General features: G+C 70.3%; 15 protein-coding genes. 5 read left to right on the top strand and 10 right to left on the bottom strand.

Features of this window, described 5'->3' with window-relative positions:
- Positions 1-18 precede the first annotated feature (18 nt).
- Positions 19-1,605: an alpha/beta hydrolase gene (locus CLV67_RS37810; RefSeq protein WP_106327345.1), complete on the top strand. Its 1,587-nt coding sequence runs from the start codon at positions 19-21 to the stop codon at positions 1,603-1,605.
- A gap of 61 nt (positions 1,606-1,666) precedes the next feature.
- Here CLV67_RS37810 and CLV67_RS37815 read toward each other — a convergent pair whose 3' ends face one another.
- From CLV67_RS37815 to CLV67_RS37830, 4 genes are read right to left on the bottom strand one after another with little or no spacing between them, the layout of a single operon-like run.
- A complete protein-coding gene (locus CLV67_RS37815) occupies positions 1,667-2,443 on the bottom strand; it encodes an ABC transporter ATP-binding protein (RefSeq protein WP_106327347.1) in 777 nt (258 codons plus the stop codon).
- 9 nt (positions 2,444-2,452) lie between these two features.
- Positions 2,453-3,226 carry an ABC transporter permease gene (locus CLV67_RS37820; protein WP_106327349.1) on the bottom strand — a complete coding sequence of 258 codons (774 nt, stop codon included), beginning with the start codon at positions 3,224-3,226 and terminating at the stop codon, positions 2,453-2,455.
- The gene (locus CLV67_RS37825) at positions 3,226-4,029 is read right to left on the bottom strand and encodes an ABC transporter permease (RefSeq protein ID WP_106327351.1); all 804 of its coding nucleotides are present in this window, start codon (positions 4,027-4,029) and stop codon (positions 3,226-3,228) included. The genes CLV67_RS37820 and CLV67_RS37825 overlap by 1 nt, the downstream gene beginning before the upstream one ends.
- Positions 4,026-4,985: an ABC transporter substrate-binding protein gene (locus CLV67_RS37830; RefSeq protein ID WP_106327353.1), complete on the bottom strand. Its 960-nt coding sequence runs from the start codon at positions 4,983-4,985 to the stop codon at positions 4,026-4,028. The genes CLV67_RS37825 and CLV67_RS37830 overlap by 4 nt, the downstream gene beginning before the upstream one ends.
- A 100-nt stretch (positions 4,986-5,085) precedes the next feature.
- Between CLV67_RS37830 and CLV67_RS37835 the strand changes: the two genes are divergently transcribed.
- On the top strand, positions 5,086-5,868 hold the full coding sequence (locus tag CLV67_RS37835) for an IclR family transcriptional regulator domain-containing protein (protein WP_170154157.1): 783 nt from the start codon (positions 5,086-5,088) through the stop codon (positions 5,866-5,868).
- Positions 5,869-5,872: 4 nt separating this feature from the next.
- Here the strand turns inward: CLV67_RS37835 and CLV67_RS37840 are convergent, their stop codons facing one another.
- On the bottom strand, positions 5,873-7,288 hold the full coding sequence (locus CLV67_RS37840; RefSeq protein ID WP_146169447.1) for a GGDEF domain-containing protein: 1,416 nt from the start codon (positions 7,286-7,288) through the stop codon (positions 5,873-5,875).
- A 200-nt stretch (positions 7,289-7,488) separates the two neighbouring features.
- On the opposite strand from CLV67_RS37840, the gene CLV67_RS37845 reads away from it, so the two are divergent.
- Complete coding sequence (locus CLV67_RS37845) at positions 7,489-9,711, top strand: putative bifunctional diguanylate cyclase/phosphodiesterase (RefSeq protein WP_239166736.1); 2,223 nt, start codon at positions 7,489-7,491, stop codon at positions 9,709-9,711.
- Between the two features lie 59 nt (positions 9,712-9,770).
- Here the strand turns inward: CLV67_RS37845 and CLV67_RS37850 are convergent, their stop codons facing one another.
- Genes CLV67_RS37850 through CLV67_RS37865 form a run of 4 tightly spaced genes read right to left on the bottom strand, consistent with a single transcriptional unit; the run spans position 9,771 to position 17,153 of the window.
- Complete coding sequence (locus CLV67_RS37850) at positions 9,771-10,637, bottom strand: hypothetical protein (protein ID WP_106327361.1); 867 nt, start codon at positions 10,635-10,637, stop codon at positions 9,771-9,773.
- The gene (locus CLV67_RS54435) at positions 10,634-16,405 is read right to left on the bottom strand and encodes a toxin glutamine deamidase domain-containing protein (RefSeq protein WP_106327363.1); all 5,772 of its coding nucleotides are present in this window, start codon (positions 16,403-16,405) and stop codon (positions 10,634-10,636) included. Before CLV67_RS54435 ends, CLV67_RS37850 begins: the two co-directional genes overlap by 4 nt.
- A gap of 3 nt (positions 16,406-16,408) precedes the next feature.
- Positions 16,409-16,735, bottom strand: coding sequence for a hypothetical protein (locus tag CLV67_RS37860; protein ID WP_146169448.1), 327 nt, complete (start codon positions 16,733-16,735; stop codon positions 16,409-16,411).
- Positions 16,725-17,153, bottom strand: a complete 429-nt coding sequence (locus CLV67_RS37865) for a YbaB/EbfC family nucleoid-associated protein (protein ID WP_106327367.1) — start codon at positions 17,151-17,153, stop codon at positions 16,725-16,727. Before CLV67_RS37865 ends, CLV67_RS37860 begins: the two co-directional genes overlap by 11 nt.
- A gap of 133 nt (positions 17,154-17,286) precedes the next feature.
- Here CLV67_RS37865 and CLV67_RS37870 point away from each other — a divergent pair, with 133 nt between their 5' ends.
- Positions 17,287-18,555: an SUKH-3 domain-containing protein gene (locus CLV67_RS37870; RefSeq protein WP_106327369.1), complete on the top strand. Its 1,269-nt coding sequence runs from the start codon at positions 17,287-17,289 to the stop codon at positions 18,553-18,555.
- A complete protein-coding gene (locus tag CLV67_RS37875) occupies positions 18,552-19,808 on the top strand; it encodes an SUKH-3 domain-containing protein (protein ID WP_106327371.1) in 1,257 nt (418 codons plus the stop codon). The genes CLV67_RS37870 and CLV67_RS37875 overlap by 4 nt, the downstream gene beginning before the upstream one ends.
- 82 nt (positions 19,809-19,890) lie before the next feature.
- On the opposite strand, the gene CLV67_RS37880 is transcribed toward CLV67_RS37875, so the two are convergent.
- Entirely contained in the window at positions 19,891-20,835 is a 945-nt protein-coding gene (locus CLV67_RS37880; RefSeq protein ID WP_106327373.1) for an ABC transporter substrate-binding protein, read from the bottom strand.
- Positions 20,836-20,841 lie beyond the last annotated feature (6 nt).

Genomic DNA, 20,841 nt, shown 5'->3' on the forward strand with positions numbered 1-20,841 from the left:
GACAACGGAAGGCAAGGGATGCGAAGAATCCTGGCGGCCACCATCGCCGCCTCCGTCGGTCTTCTGATCGGCGCCGGGACGGTCCCGGTCGCGGCCACCGCGAAGACCGCCGGCTACAACCCGCCGGCCATCGACTGGGGCACCTGCACGCGCCCCAGCCTCCAGGCGCGTGGCGCGCAGTGCGGTTTCCTGGTGGTCCCGCTCGACTACCGCAAGCCGTCCGGCACGAAGATCAAGATCGCGGTGTCACGGATCAAGCACAAGTCGAGTGACGCCGCGTACCAGGGCGTCATGCTCACCAACCCGGGTGGTCCCGGCGGTTCCGGCCTCGGCCTCGCGACGCTCGGCGAGGCCGTGCCGAACGGCGCCGGCGAGTTCTACGACTGGATCGGCTTCGACCCGCGCGGCGTCGGCTCGAGTGTTCCGGCCCTCACCTGCGACCCGGACTACGCGGGTTACAACCGGCCGTTCTACGTGCCGGTCACCCGTCAGCTGGAGAAGACCTGGCTGGCCAAGGCCAAGGGGTACGCGAAGGCGTGCGACGCCGCGGGCGGCGCGCTGCTGGACCATCTCAAGACCACCGACACGGTCGCCGACGTGGAGAGCCTGCGCAAGGCCCTCGGCGTCTCGCAGATCAACTACTACGGCTTCTCGTACGGCACCTACCTCGGCCAGGTCTACGCGACGCTGCACCCGGAGCGGGTCCGCCGGTTCGTCTTCGACGGCGTCGTCAACCCCGAGCGGGTCTGGTACGCCGCGAACCTGGACCAGGACATCCAGTTCGACAAGAACATGGACGTCTACTTCGGCTGGATCGCGAAGAACGACGCCACCTATCACCTGGGCACCACGGCCAAGGCGGTGAAGCAGAAGTACTACTCGACGCTGTACTCGCTGATCCGCAACCCGGCGGCCGGCAAGATCGGCCCGGACGAGTGGAACGACATCTTCGTCTCGGCCGGCTACTACGTCTACGGCTGGGAGGGCGTCGCCGAAGCCTTCGCCGCGTGGGTCAACGACAAGGACCCGGCCCCGTTGCTCGACAATTACGCCGAGCCCGGCGCGCCCGGTTCCGACAATGGCTACGCCGTTTATCTGGGCGTCCAGTGCACCGATGTGCAGTGGCCGCAGAGCTGGTCGAAGTGGAAGCGGGACAACTGGGCGATCCACGCCAGGCACCCGTTCATCACCTGGAACAACGCCTGGTACAACGCGCCCTGTCTCAACTGGGGCGCCAAGGCGGGCAAGCCTGTGGAGATCAACGGCAAGAAGTCGCCGCCCATCCTGCTGATCGCCGAGACCAACGACGCGGCCACGCCGTACTCGGGGGCACTCGAGGTCCGCAAGCGGTTCCCGCGCTCGGTGCTCATCGAGGGCGTCGGCGGCACCACCCACTCCGGTTCGCTGAGCGGGATTGCCTGCACCGACGACACGATCGCCACTTACCTGACCACCGGCGAGCTGCCGGACCGGGTGCGCGGCAACCGTTCCGACAAGCGGTGCGACCCGGTTCCGCAGCCGGATCCGACCGCTGCCACGGCGTTCTCCGCAAAGACCGCCGGCAATGCGAGGGCTGAGCTTCGCGACGTGATCGGCGTTCGCTGATCGATCAAAGAAAGAGCTCGGTCATCCGTACGAGATGACCGAGCTCTTTTGTTTTGTCGTCCTATTGCCCGGCGTTACGTTTCGCCGCCTGGATCTGCTCGTAGACTCTGGTCCGCAGCGCGATGAAGGCCGGGTCGGCCCGGGTCGTCAGCTGGTCGCGCGCCTCCGGCAGGTCGATGATCAGCTCGTCCTGCACCACGGTCGGCGAGGACGACAGCATCACCACCCGCTGACCCAGGTACACCGACTCGTCGATGTCGTGCGTGACGAACAGGATGGTCACGCCGAGCCGCTTCCACAGCTGCCGGACCAGGTCCTCCAGGTCGGCGCGGGTCTGCGCGTCGACCGCCGCGAACGGCTCGTCCATGAGCAGCGTCTGCGGCTCGTAGGCGACCGCCCGCGCGATGGCGACACGCTGCTGCATGCCGCCGGAGAGCTGCCAGGGGTACGCCGACTCGGAACCGGTCAGCCCGACCGCGTCCAGCGATTGTTCCACCAGCTCGGCCCGGCGCGCCTTCGCCACCTTCTTCTGTTTGAGCGGCAGCTCCACGTTGTCGCGCACGTTCATCCAGGGGAACAGGCTGCGCCCGTACTCCTGGAAGACCACCGCCATGCCCGGCGGCGGCCCGTCGACCGCCTTGCCGTCGACCCGCACGTCCCCGGAGGTCGGGTCGAGCAGGCCGGAGACGCAGCGCAGCAGGGTCGTCTTGCCGCAGCCGGACGGCCCGACCAGGCAGACCAGGTCGCCGTTCTCCACGGTGAAGGTGAGATCGCGCAGCGCCTCCACCTCGCGGGTGCCGGTCCTGTAGACCTTCCGCAGTCCTTTGACTTCGAGCATGACCGCCCCCTAGCCGGCGCGCTGCGCCGCGCGCAGGCCCTCGTACCACCGCAACGCCCGCCGCTCGGCGAGCCGGAAGAGCAGCGACAGCCCGAAACCGAGCAGGCCGAGCAGGATGATCCCGCTCCACATCTCGGGGATCGCGAAGCTGCGCTGGAACTGCACGATGGTGAAGCCGAGACCGTTGCTGGCCGCGAACATCTCGCTGATCACCATCAGGATGATCGCGATGGACAGCGCCTGGCGCAGTCCGGCCGCGATCTGCGGGCTGGCCGACGGCAGCACCACGTGCGTGATCCGGGCGGTGCCGTTCACCCCGTACGAGCGTGCCGTCTCCAGGACCACGCTGTCCACCGCGCGGACGCCCTCCACCGTGTTCAGCAGGATCGGCCAGATGCACCCGAACACGATGACGGTCACCTTCATGCCGTTCCCGATGCCGGCGAACAGCATGATCACCGGTACGAGCACCGGCGGCGGGATGGCCCGGAAGAACTCCAGGACCGGCTCCACCGTGGCGCGCAGCCGGCGGTTGAGGCCGATCGCCACACCGGCGCCGACACCGATCAGAGCGGCCAGCAGGTAGCCCGCGAACAGGCGCAGCAGGCTCGGCAGCACGTCGGCCCGGATCCGGTCGAGCTGCCAGGTGTCGCCGAACGCCGTGAGGATCTTGCTGAGCGGCGGCGAGTAGAAGTTCTCGCTGCCGGCGCTCAGCACGTACCAGCCGGCGAACAGGATGAGCGGCAGCGCGACCACGGTTCCTGCTCTCTTGAGGACCCCCATCAGACGGTCACCTCGCCCCGTACGGACTGGTGCCAGGCGAGCAGGCGGCGCTCGCCGGTACGAGCCAGCAGGTTGATCAGGACACCGAGGATGCCGGTCACGACGACAAGGGCGTACATGGTGGGCACCGCGTCGGACGACTGCGCGACCGCGATCGCCTGGCCGAGGCCGGGCGAGCCGATCACCAGCTCGGCGGTGATCGCCAGGACCAGGGCCACCGAGGCGGCCAGCCGCACACCGGTGAACACGTAGGGCAGGGCGGTCGGCCAGAGCACGTGCCGGATCCGGGCCCACGCCGAGAACCGGAAGCTGCGGGCGGTCTCGAAGGCGACCGGGTCCACGTCGGCGACCCCGTAGAGCACCTGGACCAGCACCTGCCAGAACGAGGCGTAGACGACCAGCAGCAGGGTCGACTCGATCGCGGTGCCGAACATCAGCACCGCGAGCGGGATGAGCGCCACCGAGGGGATCGGACGCAGGAACTCGATCGTCGAGGCGGTCAGCGCCCGCAGCACCGGCACCGAGCCGATCACCAGGCCGGCCAGCACCCCGGCGCCGACCGCGATGGCCAGGCCGATCGCCCAGGCGACCAGGGTGTCCGACAGCGCGGTCCAGAACGCCGGGTCGCCCGCCTCGTCGGCCAGGGCGGCCGCGATCGTGCTGGTCGGCGGCAGGTACTTCTCGTCGACCAGCCCGAGGCGCGGCACCAGTTCGAGAATGAGGAGCAACCCGGCCAGGCCGGCCACCCCGAGCAGTACGGGGTTGCCGGCCTGGACCGAGGAGCCACGGCGGGCCGTCGTCACGGCAGGAGTTTCGCCAGGTCCGGGGTGCCGCTGAAGATGCCGTCCTTCTCACCGAGGGCGATCAGCGTCTGCAGCGACGCCTCGTTGATCTGAGCCGGCCACTTCGGCAGCACGAGCGACGCGCGGAGCTTCTCGTCGATCTTGGTGTAGGTGCCGAGGATCGCGCGGACCTCGTCCGGGTGGGAGTCGGCGTAGGTGAGCGACTCGTTCATCGCCTCGGTGAAGCGCTTGACCAGGTCGGGGTTGTCGGCGATCAGCTTCTGCGAGGTGAAGTAGGCGGCCACGGTGAGGTTCGGCGCGACGTCGACGTAGGTCGAGGCGATCTCGCGGCCACCGGCGGCCTTGATGGTGGACAGCTGCGGCTCGACCACCCACGCGGCCTCGACCTCGCCCTTGTCCAGCGCGGCGGGCATGTTCGGGAAGGGCATCTCGACGAAGTTCACCGACGCCGGGTCGCCGCCGGCCTTGCGGATCGTCTCGCGGGTGGCGGTGTCGCCGATGTTCTTCAGGGTGTTCACCGAGATCTTCTTGCCCGCGAGGTCCTTGGGCGTCTTGATCGGGCTGTCGCCCTTGACCACCACGGCACCGAAGTCCTTGCCGGCCTCACCGGTCGACGCGACGCCCGCGGCCACGACCTTGAGTGGCAGGCCCTTGGTCTGTGCGATCAGCAGCGAGGTGAAGTTGCTGAAGCCGAACTGGGTCTCGTTGCTCGTCACGCCCGGCACGATGGCCGCGCCGCCCGACGCGACCTCGAGGGTCAGCCCGATGTTGCGGTTCTTGAAGAAGCCCTTCTGCTGGCCCAGGTAGATCGGAGCCACGTCGACGATCGGGATGACACCGACCTTGACCTGGTCGACACCGCCCTCCCCGGTCGTGCCGCCGCCGGAATCGGAACTGCAGCCCACCAGGGAGCCGGCGAGCACGGCCGCCGCGAGCCCCGCGAGAAGACGCCGCATATTTACTCCTTCGAAATCTGTGCGCATGACGAACGTGAGTTCTCATGGAGAACGCTATGATGTGCCCCGTGTCACGTCAACGACGGGGTTCGATCATCTGATGCCGCGCGAACCGTACTACGTCCAGTCGCTGGAACGGGGACTCGCTGTCATACGCGCGTTCGACGCTCAGCACGCTGAACTCACGCTCAGTGACGTGGCCCGTCTCTGCGGGCTCACCCGTGCCGCCGCCCGGCGCTTCCTGCTCACACTGACCGACCTCGGCTACGTCCGCACCGACGGGCGGCTGTTCTCGCTGGCACCGCGTGTGCTGGAGCTCGGGTATTCGTACCTGTCGAGCATCTCGCTGCCCGAGGTCGCCGAGCCACACCTGGAACGCCTGGTCGCCGAGGTGCGCGAGTCGTCGTCGATGTCGGTGCTCGACGGTGACGATATTGTCTATGTCGCCCGTGTCCCGACAAGTAGGATCATGCGGGTCGCGATCAACGTCGGCACCCGGTTCCCGGCGTACGCCACCTCGATGGGCCGCGTGATGCTCGCCGGACTACCCGAGTCCGAGCTCGAGGCCTACCTGCGCCGGGCCCGCCTCGACCGGCTCACCGACCGGACCATCTGCGCCCCGGAGACCCTGCGCGCCGAGCTCGCCCAGGTCCGCCTGCAGGGCCACTCGATCGTCGACCAGGAACTCGAGGAGGGCCTGCGGGCCATCGCCGCACCGATCCGGGACCGCGGCGGAGCCGTCACCGGTGCGGTCAACGTCTCGGTGCACGCCGCCCGCGCCACCGTCGACGACATCCGCGACCGCATCCTGCCGCCGCTGCTCGCCGCGACCGCCGCCATCGAGGCCGACCTGCGGATCGCGTCCCGGCGCACCGTCCGGTGACGTTTCAGGCCACCGCGGCGCTGTCGTATTCGTGGTGCACGTAGGCGGATCCCGGGACGCGCTTGGCGGCGTACATCGTGGTGTCCGCCGTGCGCAGCAGCTCCGCCGGGTCGTCGCCCGCCGTGCCGCCGCCGATGCCGATGCTCGCCCGCACGTGCAACGACCGGTCGCCCACCAGCACCGGCTCGCGCAGCCCGTCCAGCACCCGCCGCGCCACCGCGGACGCCTCCTCACACGCCGAACCCGGCAGGACCAGCACGAACTCGTCCCCGCCGAGCCGCGCCGCGGTGTCACCCGGACCGACCGCCGCACTCAGCGCCGCCCCCGCCCGGGTCAGCAGCAGGTCGCCCGCCTCGTGGCCGTACGTGTCGTTGATCTCCTTGAAGCCGTCCAGGTCCAGCATTGCCACATGCGTGGTCCCGGGCGCACGCAGCGCCTCCTCCAACCGCCGCTGGAACAGCGCCCGGTTCGCCAGCCCGGTCAGCGCGTCGTGCGACGCGGCGTGATCCAGCCGCTCGACCAGCCGGGCGTTCTCCCGCAGCGCCGTCATCTGCCGGTAGACGACCACCCCGGTCAGCGCCACCGCGGTGAACGCCACCGCCACCATGTCGTCCGAACCCCGCCAGGCGGTCACCAGCAGCAGCCCGTCGACCGCCGCGACCGCGGCGTAGGGCAGCACGCTGTACGGACGCTTGCGGAACCTCACCCGGGGCACGTCCCGCCACTGCGCCTCGGCCGCCTTCGCGGCGAACCACATCACCAGCGGGATCTCCAATTGCGCCACGAACAGCCGATCCCCGGTCGCCGCCAGCAGCGGTTGCAGCATCGGCGTCAGCGCGCCCACCGTCGCGGCCGCGGCCAGCAGCCGCAACCCGCGCCCGTCGATCGCCGAGTGGCTCGACATCACGGCCTTGGCCAGGGCGAACACCGTCAGGCCGGTGAGCACCGTGAGCACCAGCGAGACCAGTACCTGCGGTGTCGTCCCGGCCCGCAACGCCTCACGGGTGCCGAAATGCCAGCCGAACACCGCCGCGGCCAGCGCCACCGATCCGGCGTCGAGAGCGACCAGAGCACCGGCCCCCGGCCGTTCCCCGCCACTGGGCAGCCGGATCAGCGCATGGATCACCCCGAGCAGGGCCAGGCCACCGAAGATCAACGTCAAGGGATGGGTGTACGAGGTGCGCGCGCCCGGATGCGTCAGAACATCCACGGCCTGTGTCGCCTGGCTCACGGTCACCACCACCGGGACCGGGGTCAGCCGCTTCCAGAACGCGACGGTCGGCGCCGGCAGTCCCGGATTCCGCGAGACCGACCGGAAAGCGGCCGCGACCAGCAGCCCGGACACCGGGATCGGCGCCCACAGCAGCCAGGCCGGCCCGACCGGCGCGATCACTGTGACCGCGAACCATGCCGCCGCCACGATGAGAACCACAAGGCAAACCCGGCTGTACCTGTTCACTCTCTCCCGCTCCCCGCGAACCGTCGGACGACAGATCGGCTGAGGTCGGAGTGAACTGAGTGCTCAATCTCCCAGCTCCGCGACCGAATTAGCCCTATGTGCCGAGTTCTCCGCGTTCCCCCGGGTGGCTGCTCTGGCTGTTCTGCGGGCTGGGAGCGGTGGTGGCGTACAGCCTCCTGCCGTACGGCCGGGTCTCCGTGGCCGTCTCCACCCTCATCTCGGCCGCCTCCTGCGCGGTGATGGTGGCCGGCGCCCGGCGGCACCGCCCGGCGGCACCGGGAAACTGGTACCTGTTCGCCGCCGGCGTCGGCACCTGGGTCCTCGGCGACATCGTCTACGCCGCGCAGACACTGGGCGGCGCCCCGCCCGCCTATCCGTCCTGGGCCGACGCCCTGTACCTGGGCGCCTATCCGATGCTCACGGTCGCGCTGTTCCGGCTCACCCGGGAACGCCTCCCCCGTGGCGGCTTCCTCTCCGGCAACCTGATCGACTCGGCGATCATCGGGGTCGGGGTCGGGATCGTCTACTGGACGTTCATGATCGAGCCGGTGGTCGCCGACACCACCGTCCCCGTTCTCACCCGTGCCGTGACCGCCGGATACCCCACCGCCGGCGTGCTGCTGTGCGCGGTCATCGCCCCGATCCTGCTGCGCCGCGGCCCGCGCAGTCCCAGCCTCTGGCTGCTCACCGCGGGCAGCGCGCTCACCCTGGCCGGCAACGTCGTCTACACGCTGCTGCCCGGCCTGATCCCGGCCACCCTGCTGTACGCCGGATACCTGCTCGCGTACGCCTGCTGGGCCGCCGCGGCCGCGCACCCGTCGATGGCCGAGCCGGTCAGCGGTGACCGCGACAGTCTGGGCGGCAGCCGGCTGCTCGTACTGACCGCCTCCACCCTGCTGGTCCCCGCCGTCCTGCTGGTTCAGGGCGAACGCGGCGGTGGCCGGGTCAGCTGGGCCGCCGTCGCGATCGGCTCGATGACACTGTTCCTGCTCGTGGCCACCCGGATGAGGGGCTACATCACCCGCGTCGACAGCCAGGCCTGCCAGCTCCGCGAACTGGCCATGCGCGACGACCTGACCGGCCTGCCCAACCGCCGCGACTTCGAACAGCAGGCCGCCGCCGCGGTGGCCACCCAGCCCTGCCACATGATCATGATCGATCTGGCCGGCTTCAAGCACGTCAACGACCGCCTCGGACGGGCCGTCGGCGACCAGGCCCTGATCGCCGTGGCCGACCTGCTCCGGCAGAGCCTCCGCGACGGCGACGTCGTCGCCCGGATGGGTTCCGACGAGTTCGCCGTACTGGTACACGACACCCTCGACAGCGACGGCCGGACGGTCGCCGGGCGCCTCGCCGAGGTCCTGCGCCACCCGGTGCACGCCGGCGAGCACGAACTGCTCCTCAACGCCCGTCTCGGCGTGGCGTCCTCGTCCGGCCCTGCCGTCGCCCCCGCGGTCTCATCGGGCGTCTCGGCCTCGTCGCCGGCCGCCTCGTCCGGCATCTCTGCCGCCGAGTTGGTGCGGCGTGCCGACACGGCTCGCTACGCGGCCAAGGCTGCGGGCGGCCAGCTCGTCGAATACACGCCCGAGCTCGACGAACGCGCCGAGGCCGCGGAACGCCTCGGCGCCGACCTGCGGCACAGCCTCGACGACGGCGACTTCCAGGTCCACTACCAGCCGATCGTCGACCTCCGCGACGGCCGCACGGTCGCCGTCGAGGCCCTGGTGCGCTGGACGCACCCGGTGCGCGGCCCGGTCAGCCCCGCCGCTTTCATCCCGATCGCCGAGGACAACGGCCTGATCTGCGAACTAGGCGAGTGGATCATGCGGACGTCCTGCCGTCAGCTGGCCACCTGGCGCGAGACCACCGGCGACCGGGCGCCGCGCTACATCAGCGTCAACGTGTCGCCCCGCCAGCTGAGTGAACCCGGCTTCCCCGACGTGGTCATGTCGATCCTGGCCGAGACCGGCATCAGCCCGTCCGACCTGCTGATCGAGGTGACCGAGACGGCCATCTTCGGAGGTGGAACCGCCACCGAGGCCGTCGAGACCCTGCACCGTTCCGGAATCCGGATAGCCCTCGACGACTTCGGCACCGGACACTCCTCGCTGGGCCTGCTCCGTACCGTCCCGGTCGACGTCATCAAGGTCGACAAGTCCTTCGTCGACGAGATCACCGAACCGGGCCGCCGCGCCGTGATCGTCGACGCCCTGATCCACGTCTGCCGGGGCCTGGACCTACGCGCCGTGGCCGAGGGCGTCGAGACCGCCGAACAGGCCGACTACCTGCGCGACCTCGGCTACCAGTACGCCCAGGGCTACCACTTCGGCCGCCCGGCCCCCGACCCGATCACCGCAGAGGTGGCACGCGCTTCCGCAGCTTGAAAGCGGCTCCGGAAGCCTGGAAAGATCCATAGTGCGGCCTCACCAACCTTGACCTGTCATCACCGTCCCGGCATCGAATGCCACGGAAGCGGGCGGGTGACGCGATGCCACCACCAGCGGTCCGGCACCGGCCCGGTAGCCGACGCGAGCGCTCGGCCGCCATCGTCCTCGGTGACCTCGGCGAATCGCTTGTCGACCGTGGCCAGCACCTCCTCGAACTCGACCCGGACAGCATCCGGCAGGGTCGCGGAGGCGTCGACCAGCCTGTCGCGCGTCTCCAGGTCCTCCCGGTAGAACTCGGGCGGATACCACCCGTCCGGATGCCAGCCCGCGAGAAGCCGTGCGACCATCCCTTCCCAGACGGCGAGGTGCGTGACCGCGTGCCAGGCAGCGCTGCCTGTCGCCGGTGGCGGATCCAGCCGCGATCGCAGCCCCTCGGCGAGTGGCGTGGGCAGGCGATAGTGCCGGATCACCTCGGGCACGGCCGCGACGGCCGGACCCGGCATCGCGGCCACCGGGTGTTCCACCGCGTCGATCCGGTACCGGCTGACATCGTTCTCGTCCGGCTCGTCGTCGATCCGGGCGCGGGTCCGCTCACCGTCCGGACCCACGATCCAGAATGCGTCGGGCGGAATCGGCAACGCCTGGTACGCCACGACGGTCTCCAGACGCTCGGCCAGCCACGCGGCAGCGGCCTCCGGCGACGGCTGCCCGGGCACCTCGTCGGCCACGTAGACGTCGAGGTGCAGCCGGAGGTCACCGCCGATCGCCGTGACCGTGCAGAGAACCGCAGCCTCCCAGTTCCGATCCTCGTCCTCGGTGGTGCCGACATCCACCGCGTCGGCCGGCAGCGAGAGCATCTCAGCGAGAACGCCGGCAAGGCGCACTCGATGCGGCTCGTCACGGAGCCAGAACAGATAACTCACGGCTGGTACGTCCCGTCGTAGATCTCTTTGGCCCTGGCGACAGCGTCCGGGTTCCGGAGGAAGTTCGGGTTCCGGTGCAGTTGTGGCGCCGCGGAAAGATCGCCGTTCGCCTGGGCTATCTGCTGGAGCGCCTGATACTCAATCCGGTCGAGTCGGACCATACCGGTTCCGGAGATCGGATAGACCGTGCCGGTGGTCTTGACGCCGTATCGGCGTCCGTTGACCTCGTACTGCTGCTCCATGGGGTGCCATACGGCCTGTCCCGCCGCGATGGCCTGCACATCCGTGGCTGCGACGTGCTCATATCCTCGCAGGTACACGGTGTTGTCGGCTTTCACCTCACCCCGCCGCGCACCGCTGACGGTGTGCCGTTTGTTCGGCGGTGTGAGACTGCGGCCTCGCGCGGTGCCCTCCACCGAGTCGGCGACCGGCCACGGCGGCCCATCACCGCCGGGGCCGGCGGGGTCGGCGGTGACGAAGGGGTCTGCGCCGGCGGTCAGCGGGCGGGGATCGGCCTGGCCGTCGACGACGAGGGCGTCCATCCGCAGGATGTCGCACGGGGCGCCCAGCCCCGAATGCGTGTGGATCGGAGCGAACGAACTGACCTGACGCGTCTGCGGGTCGAGGTAGAGGACCGTGCCGTTCTGGTTCACGGCCGCGAACGCGTGCGTACGCCCGGCCTGGTCCTGGGTCGTGATGAAGGCGAACGAACCGTGACCCAGATCGGTCAGATGGCTGCGCAGCCGGATCTCGGCCATCCGCACCTGCACCCGGGCGTCGTCGGGATCGAGGCCGCCCACGTCGGTGAGCCCTTCGAACCGTCCGCCGGTAGTGGCCTCGATCCGGGCCGAGACGCCCTGCTCAGCGCCGATCGGCCGGGTCGGGTCGCCGTCCTGGTAACCGTCGAACGTGCGCGGCGCCGACACTCGCGGACGCCCGTGCATGTACGTCTCGAACAGCGACAGCACGGTGTCACCGCAGTTGATCGAACGGGTCGGGTCCGCCTCTGGACCGCCGTCGTTGACCAGGCCGAACCATCCGCCGTCCCGCGGATCGGCCTGCCTGATCACGGTGCCGTCCGCGTCGCGCGGCATGGCACGTTCGAGGTCGGTCTGGTGGATCCGTAGCGGCGGCCGCAATCCGCCGCGATGGTTGTACCGGCGGGTCGTGTCGACGGAACGCGGCCGGTCGTCGCCGGTGAGCGCGGACCGGTCCCCCGCCTCGACCGGGCCGGGCGCCAGGTCACTCCAGCTCTCGTTGACCCGTTCCCAATCATTTCCGGTCAGCTCGACATCGCCGACGCCGACACCACTCTCCACGAGCCGCGCCCGGTCCCGTAGCGACTCTGCGTCGGCCTGCAGCCGGTTTCGTTCGAGCTCGTTGCGGGCGGTCTCGGCCAGATCGCCACGCCCGTACGCGTTGCGCACCGGGTCCTGCCGGTGTTCCGCCTGCTCGAACCTCGCGTCGGCCTGCCTCCGCAGGTCCTGCGCCATCCGCTGCCGGTACTCGGCGTCGAACTCCCGTCGTGTCCGGTCGTTCTCGTAGTGGTAGTCGTCCCGTGCCCGCTGCTCAGCCGCGGCCCGGCTGTCCACCGGCGGCGCTTCCGCGAGCCGCGGATCATTGCTGGGGTCCAGCACCGCGAGCGGGTCCCGGTCTGCCGGCCCGTTCATCGAAACCGGATCAAGAACCGCGAGCGGATCAAAATCCTGCCGATAGGGCGCCGGCTCATCCCGGGGAGACGTTTCCTCCGATGTCGTACGCCCAAAGTCGTCCACCCGAGGTGCGGTCACCGACGGGCCGCTCTCCGACGGGCCGCTCTCCGACGGGCCGCTCTCGGACGGCCCGTTGTCCGACGGACCGCTCTCCGACTGGCTGTCGGCCACGGTCGGCTGCTCGGTGACCGGCCGCACGGTCGGCGGCTGCACCGGCGGCGCCGGCTCGGGCGTGGCCTGCGACTCGATGGGCGCAGGAGTCTCCGGCGCTACATCGACCACAGGCGCGGGCGGCTCCGGCGCCGCGTCGACCGAGGGTATGGGCGGCTTCGGCGCTGCGTCGACCGGGGGTGTGGGCGGCTCCGGCCGGGTGTCGATCGTCGGCTGCGGTGTGACACTGACCGGCGGAGCCGGATCCGGCGTGTGCGGAGTACTGACGCGCGGGCCGGGTGGCTGCGGATTGGGCGCGGGGGTGGGCGGGGCCGGCGGCTGCGGGGAGGGGTTGATCGGCGGCTGCGGCTGCGGGGAGGGGTTGATCGGCGGCGGGGGAGGCAGCGGCTGCTGGGGTGCGGCCTGCTGATGTTGAAGGGGTGGTGGCGGCGGCGGAACGGGCGTGGTACCGCCGTTGTAACCGGTGTGCGGGGTGTTCTCGACCGCCATCGGATTGCCCTGGCCGTCGACCATGAGCGTGTGGAGCTCGACCACGTTGGAGCGGTCGTTGACTCCGGTGTGGCCGTAGAGGCTGGGGAACCTCGCCGAACCGGGCACGAAGTTGGTCGCGTCGGCGTATTCGCCGCTCTGCGGGTCGATGAACAGGATGGACCCGTGATGGTTGACGGCGTTCCACGCATGGGAGCCGCCGCCCTCCCAGACGTTGATGATGATGGCCGTCGACCCGTGGCCGCCCCGTTGGAGCGTGTCGATGATCTTTTCGAACCCGCGGTCGGTGTCCGCCTTGACCGCGGCGAGTGATTTGGTCTTGTCGTGCTGCGTCACGGCGGTGAACGCACTGCCGGTTGCCAGCTCCGCTCGGTCCGGTCCGCCGAGCTCCCCGCTGTGCAGGTCGGGAAGGCCGAATCTGTAGCCGTCGACGGTGCGAGGTGCGGACACCGTCGGGCGGCCGTGGACATAGGTCTCGTAGAACGACAGCGAGCAGTCGAGGCAGTTGACGCCGCGCGTCGGATCCGCGCTGGGGCCACCGTCGTTCAGCAGCCGCAGAAAGGGTCCCCGGGGGTCCGGAGTCCGGACCGGCATGTTGTTGTGATCCCGCGGCACCGTCAGTTCCAGGTCGGCCTGGTGCAGCCGGAGCGGTTCGCGAAGCCCACCCGGCCTGCCGTACGGCCGGCTCGTGCGGGCGTTGGCCGGACTGCCGCTACCGGTGAGAGCGGACCGGTCACTGCCGTGAACCGGCAGGTCGGATCGCGTCAGAGGGGCGTACTCGGTGTTGGCCGTCCCGTAGTAAGGACTCGTTATGAGATCGAGGTCAGCCAGCGGGGCATTGGCGGCCAGCGATTGCTGAGTTCGCGCATGGAGCTCCTTCTGCCTGTGAATGGCTTCCATGCGACGGTGGTGGTCACGTTGCTTGAAGTTGAGGGCGAGCGTCGCCTTGAGTGCCGCTCGTCTCGCGCGCTGTTGTTCGGTCTGAGCATGGCGGATTGCCGCATCGAACGGAGCTGCCGCCTTGGCGCGGAGGTCGTTCGCCACGGCCTGCTTGTTGCGGTCGTACTGGTTGAAGTACTCCTGCTCGTGACGCGCCTGCTCAGGCGTGCGGTAGGTCAGATGAGGCGCCGCGTGGGCGCCGCCGGGCAGCGGCAGAACGTTGTTCCCCGCGTCCGCCCGTGGCTGGCCCGCCTGTGTGGGGCGGTGGTCATTGCTTCCCGGCTGCGTCGGGACGGTGGTGGACGAGTTCGGCGGGGAGGGGGTGTTCGCCGTCGGTGTGCCGGTGGCGGGAGACGTGGTGCCGGGCGGCGAACTCGGCGACGGGCCGGTCGTGGTCGTCGTGGAGGCGGCCAGCCCGGTGGTGCGTGAGCCGCCGGTGTCCAGCGCCTGTGGCGTCGTCACCGCCGTCGACGGTCCGCCGGGCGTCGTCGCGGTTACCGGCGGGGTGGTGGGATTCGGGCCGTTCGACGGGGTGGTGGGGCTCGGGCCGCTCGCGGGCGTGCCGAGGCCTGGAGTCGAGGGATTCACGGTCGCCGGGCCGCCGCCGGTGAGGGAGACGTTCGCATTCGGCGAACTCGGCGACGTCGGGACGGTCGCAGCCGGCGGCCCGGCGGTCGTGAGCGATGTGGGGCCGGCCGTGTGTGCCGGTCCGGCGGTCGTGATCGATGTGGAGCCGGCCATGGGCGTTGCCCCGGCGGTGGCGATCGACGGCGAGCCGACGGGGCCGGTGCTGCCGGTGGCCGGAGCGAGGGCGACCGGTGTGTTGGTCACCGTGTTCCCGGCCGGCGCTGCGTTCACCGGGGCGGAGACCGGCGACGATGACTGTATGCCGGTGCCGCTGTGTGCGGGAGCATCCACCGGCGGCGCGACCGAGGACAGCGTGACGTCCGCGGGCGCCGGGGCGACGCTCGCCTGAGGCGTGCTCATCGTCGGTGACACTTGGACCGCGCCCTCGGACGACACGGCCGATGCGGGCTGGGCCGCCGTCGGCGGCGATGCGGCGGGCTGTCCGCCGGAGTGACCGCCCGAGGAGGCGGCCGACGCGGTCACGGAGGTGTCGGCCGGGGTCGAGACGAACGAGGAGACCGTCGAGGAGCCACCGCCGGAGGTGTCGGCCGGAGCTGAGACGAACGAGGAGACCGTCGGCGCGCCACCGCCGGACGAGACGGCGCTGTGAGAGGACGCACCGGATGAGGCCGCGCCGGACGAGCCGCCACCGTCGAACGAACCTCCGGACGAGCCGCCGCCATGGACGGAGCCGCCGGCCGGGACGCCGCCCACGGAACCGTTCGACGATGCGCCGTTCCCGCTGGGGAGGCCGGAGAAGGCGGCGCTCCCACCCGTACCGGAGGATGATGTTGATGTTGCCGGTAGGTCGTTGAGTTCGAGGCCGTTGCCGGCGTCGAGGTTGGCGCCCATCTCCTGGAAGGACTGGCGGGTGTTGCCGACCGCCGAGCCGGCGGCGCCGGATGTGCCGGCCTTGGCGAGTTCCTCGAAGCCGGGGAGGTCGCCCATCGCGGCCGCGCCGCCCACCTCGCCGAAGACCTCGGCGGCGGCTCCGCGGAAGACGCCGCTCTTGTGGCCGGCGCCGATGCTCGCGCCGTGCGCCGAGACGCCGCCCGCGGCGCCTGCCAGGGTGGACCTGCCCAGGTCGGCGAGGTCGATGCCGTCGGAGTGGCCGACACCGGCCTGATAGCCCTGCACCGCGAGATTGGTCAGGGCCTCCTCACGGGCCTCCTCCGCGCCTTCCCGCAGAGCACGCTTGCCGAAGTTCTGCAGGCCCTTCTTCGTGAGCAGGTCCTTGGCGGCCCGCTGACCGGCCTCCTTGAGCGCCTGCTTGATCGCCTTGCGGGAGAGCTGCGCGATCAGGCGCTTGAAGATCTGCTGGATGGCCATCCGGGTCGCGGCGATGATGCCGGCCGCGGCGGGGGAGGCGGCGCCCAGCGTGAGCGCGACGGTGACGGCCAGGCCGATAAGCTCGATGACGAAGATGCCGAGCTCGATCCAGGCCTCGAGTTTGGCCGCCTCGATGTCCTGGGCGCACTCGTCGACGACCTTGCCCATCTCGGCCGCGAACGCGACCAGCGCGTTCAGTGGGGCCTCGTCGCCGTCGGCGACCGCCTTCCACGCCGTGATGAAGGAGTCGATCGTGGTGCCGCTGCCGCTGCCGCCGTAGGCCGCGACGAACCGGGCAGCAGCGTCGGCGGCGTCCTCCCTGGGCGTGGCCATGGCACCGACGAGCTCATACCACTGATCGGCTACGTCCCATGTGGTCTTCTCGTTGCCTTCCGGCCAGTCGAAGCCGACCACCCATTCCAAGGCCTCGTACGCCCAGCCGGGCAGGTCCCAGGGGGAGAAGTCGAGCGGATGCGGGATCGGGCTCGGCAGGATCGTCATGCATCAGGCCCGGTAGGAGTTCGCCGCGTTGGACGACGCCCGGGAGTCGGCGGCCGTGTTGTCCACCACCGACTGCACCGCCGCCTCGCCGAGGTCCTCGACGTACCCGGCGACCTTGCCGAACGACTCGACGAACTTCTGCAGCAGCGGGCCGTAGTCCTTCTGGAAGGCCGCGCCGATCTCGTCCCTGCCCCACGGCTGGTTCTGGCTCATCGCGGCGACCTCGGCGACCGGGCCGGCACTCAGACCGGCCAGCTGCGAGCCCGCCGCGGACAGGTCACGCCCGGCCGCGGTGGCCTGCGGCGCGTCCAGATAGAGCTCACCGGTCATCGCCGTCACCCGCCTCGCGCATGATCCGGTCCTGACGCGCCAGAAGATTGCCGAAGTTCCCGTCGCGGACGAAACCGGCCGCTGCCGAGCCCGCGGGGAGATACTCGCCGACCATCTCCTGCACCTGGCCGGTCGTCTTCGCGACGGCCTGCTCGACGGTGCGCAGAATGGTGCGGGCCAGCTCGTCGGGGTCGCCGCGGCGGTAGATCTCCCGGTCGAGTCGCAGATCGATCAGCTGGCCCCGGGCGCCGACGGTCGCGCGGACCGTGCCGTCCGCGGACTCGGCTGTCACGGCCAGCCGGGAAAGACGCTCTTGAATGTCGTCGAGGCCGTGACGCAGGCGCTGGTACTGCGACGCCACGTCGTCGAAGCGGGCGCGAAGTGCATGGTTCGCGTCGCGGTCGGCCTGTCTGCTCACGGCTGTCTCCCCAGGACTCGCGATTTGACCCCGACGAACCTACCAGCCGGGGCCCGGCCCGGGGCCGCCGCCGAGTGACGATGTCCGATAGCTCTAAGGTTGCAATCCGGGGGAATCGGAGGGGCTGACCGAGATGATCACGCTGACCGAGGCGGAGCAGATCGCCACCGGCTGGGCTCATCGCCAGTCGATCCGGCGGGGCTACGTCTGCACCCCCTTCGTCGAAGAGCTGACCCTCGGGTACGCGGTGTCGATGCTCCTGCCGCCGGAGGTGCGTACCGAGCCCGGCGCCGACGTGACCACGGTCATCGACCGGGAGACCGGCCGCCTCTCGCACTGGCCACCCGCGCCCGCCACCGAGCTCGACCGGCGCTACACCGAACGACGGGACACCGCCGTCGGATCGCACCGGACCTCCGACCCGGTCGCCGAGCTGCGCCGTGAGGCGTACCGGCGGGTCTCCCCGTCGGTGGCCGCCCATCTGACGCTCGGCGGCCGTCTGTTCCAGGCCCGCGGTGCCAAGGGCGACCAGGAGCTGCGCCACCACCGGATCGTCGCGGCGCTGCTCGCCGCGGTGCCGCCGGAGGACACCGCGCGCGGTGCGGAGCGGCACGCGGAACTGCTGGTCGTCTCCGATGTGCTCCAGGAAGCCGACCGGACCCGGGCCGCGTCCGGCCTCGACCCGCTCACCCTCGGCGAGGCCCGCACCCTGCTGGGGCAGGGCCGGATCGAGACGTTCCACATCCGGGAGAGCGGCGATCCGTACGGCGGACGTCCGGCCACGTTCTGCGCCACCTGCGCCGACGTCCTGCTCGACCTCACCGTCATCGGGGACGCCGACAGGGCCCACCCGAAGATCGGCCGTCCTTCACCGGGCCTCGATCACGAACCCGGCCGGTTCCCCGACGAGGTCGCCTGGGCGCTTGCCGCCGACGGGTGGGGGCCTTCCACCGGGGAGAAGCGCGAACGCGACGGCCTGCGGGCGGTCGAGCGGATCGAGCGATCGCCGGGTGGGGAATTCACGCTCGAGGCGTTCCCGGCCGCGCGGGCGGCGTTCGCCGAGTTCTACGACACCGGGCTGTCGATCAACGGGCCGGGCGTCGCGCAGAGGGTCCGGTGGTTCCAGCTCGGCAGCGGCGGGCTGTACCACCTCGCCGACCCGTTGCACGAACTCGGCGCCCTGGTCGGCGCCCGGATGTTCCCGCTCGGGCGGGAGGGCTTCGACGAGGCGATCGTCGCGATCGACGAGCACGGCCGGGTGTTCTCCCTGGATCAGGGCGGTGAGTGGTTCGTGGGGGAGACCCTCGACGAGGCGATCGTCGCGCTGGCCACCGGCCTGCCGGCCGCCCGGATCCATGACGACGGCACCTGGACGGCCCCGGCGGAAGGAGGGCGGCGATGATCACCCGTGCGGAGGCCGACGCCGCCGGTGCGGCTCTGGCACGTGCCGAGTCCCTGGCCAGGGGGCGGGAGTACCGGGCCGTCGTCGAGGAGTTCGACCTCGGCTTCGCCGTGCGGACCGCCTCGGTGCGGCGACTGTTCACACCGTCCGAGGTCGGCGCCGGTGTGCTGGTCATCGACCGCGAGACCGGGCGGACGTCGACATGGCCGAACTGGCCCGCCGACACCCTGCAGCGGATCTACCGGGAGAAACGCGGCGACATCGTCGATCCTCCCCGAGCCTCCGACGCCGAGGTTCAGCTGCGCCGCGAGACCCGTCGCTCGGTCGCGCCGAGCGTCGCCGCCCACGCCACCGTGGAGGGGCGGGTCCATGTCGCGCGCGGTGCCAAGGGCGACCAGAAGCTCAACCACCATCCGCTGGTGCTGGAACGGCTGGCCGAGCAGACGGCGCAGGAGACGGTGCGCGGCTCCGAGCGGCACGCCGAGCTGATCGCCTGCTCCAACGCGCTCTTCGACGTCGACCGGCGGCGAGCCCTGGACGGCCTGCCTCCGGTCACGCTGGACGAGGCGCGGCAGATACTCGCGGCCTCGGAGTTCGAGACCTTCCAGATCCACGCTCCCGGCGATCCGGACGCGGGCAAGCCGAACGATCCGTGTGAGACCTGCACCTATGTGCTCACGCAGCTGGCTCTGATGCCGTGGGGCAAAACCGGTGGCCTCTATCCCTTCATCGCTCCCGACGCGCCGAATCCCGACCCGGCGCGTTTCTCCGACATCCTCGCCGCAGAGCTGGTGCACGGCGGGTGGACTCCTGAGCTTTCCTATGAGGACAACCTCTTGATGGCTGAACTGATGGCGGAGGACATCGTCGCCGTCAAGGGTCACGAGTTCCGTCATGAGATGTTTCCCGCGATGGCCGACGCCTACGGTCAGACCGGGTCGCTCGTGATCGGACGCCGGGCACCCGGTCTTGATCAGCGCTCACGGCTCTTCGAGATCTTCCCGGATCGCGCGGCGCACACGGCCGACCTGCTCCACGAGTTCAGCGAGATCATCGGAGCGCGGCTCTTTCCGCTCGGCCGGGTCAACTTCGAGTCGGTTCTCGCGATCGACGAACGTGGCCGCGTGTTCGACCTCGACCAGGCCGGCGAATGGTTCGTCGCCGACACCTACCTTGAGGCGCTGGAAACACTGACGCTGGGAAAACGCACCTATCGAGTTCGTGACGACGGCACCTGGGGCGACGACGAGTAGTCCGGAGGGGGAGGCGCGGAAGGACCAGCGCCTCGGTGATTCCGCCGCGCCGGAGCCTACGCCCCGGCGCGGACGGTGTGGATCAGGGAAGCCACTTCTCCCACACGTCGCGGTGGCTGTCGGCCCACTTGCGGGCCGCCTGCTCGGCGGAGAGGCCGTTCTGGGTCATGCTCTTGGCGACCTCGTTCTGGTCGGCGTTGGTCCACGTCCAGTTCCTGATGAAGGTGGCCGCCGGGCTGCCCGAGTCGACGAACGCCTTCCTGCCGATCTTGTCCAGGTCGTACGGCTGGTAGTCGCAGGCCACCGTGTCGGGGTCGGCGTCGCAGCCGGGGGTGTACGGCGGCAACGGGATGTGTACGAGCTTGATGTCCGACAGCAGCCACTGCGGCTCGTAGAAGTAGCCGAGCAGCGGTGTCTTGTTGGCCTGCGCCCGACGGAACGCGGCGATGAGTTTGTCCTCGCTGCCGGCGTACACCAGGGTGTAGTCGAGTTTGAGGTTCTTGATCAGGGCTGCGTCGTTGCTGACGAAGGACGGGTCGCCGGCGAGGAACTGCCCCTTGTCGCCGGAGGCCTTGGTCTTGAAGAGCTCGGCGTAGTCGTTGAGCTTCTTCCAGTCGGTGATGTCGGGGTACGTCTTGGCCATCCACGGCGGCACGTACCAGCCGAGAACACCCTTGTTGCCGGTGAGGCCGAGTTCGACGGCGATCTTCTGGCCGTCGATGTACTTCTTCTTCAGGTCGTCGTGGCCCCAGTTCTCCAGGATCACGTCGATGGTGCCGTCGTTGAGGCCGGCCCACGAGGCGGTCTCGCTCAGCTCGTGGGTGAACACCTCGCAGCCGAGTTCCTCCTCGAGCAGGTAGCCGACGACGGCGACGTTCGCGGAGTACCCGGACCAGGGGTTGGAGGCGATGTTGACCCTGTCGCAGCCGGTCTGCTCCGGCACACCGGGCGGCGCGACGATCGCCGACTCGGTGCTCGCGCAGCCGGCCACGGTGGCCAGGCTCAGCGCGACCAGGGCGCGGGCCATCCGCCG

The organism is Actinoplanes italicus, from assembly GCF_003001815.1.
In the GTDB taxonomy this organism is placed as follows: domain Bacteria; phylum Actinomycetota; class Actinomycetes; order Mycobacteriales; family Micromonosporaceae; genus Actinoplanes; species Actinoplanes italicus.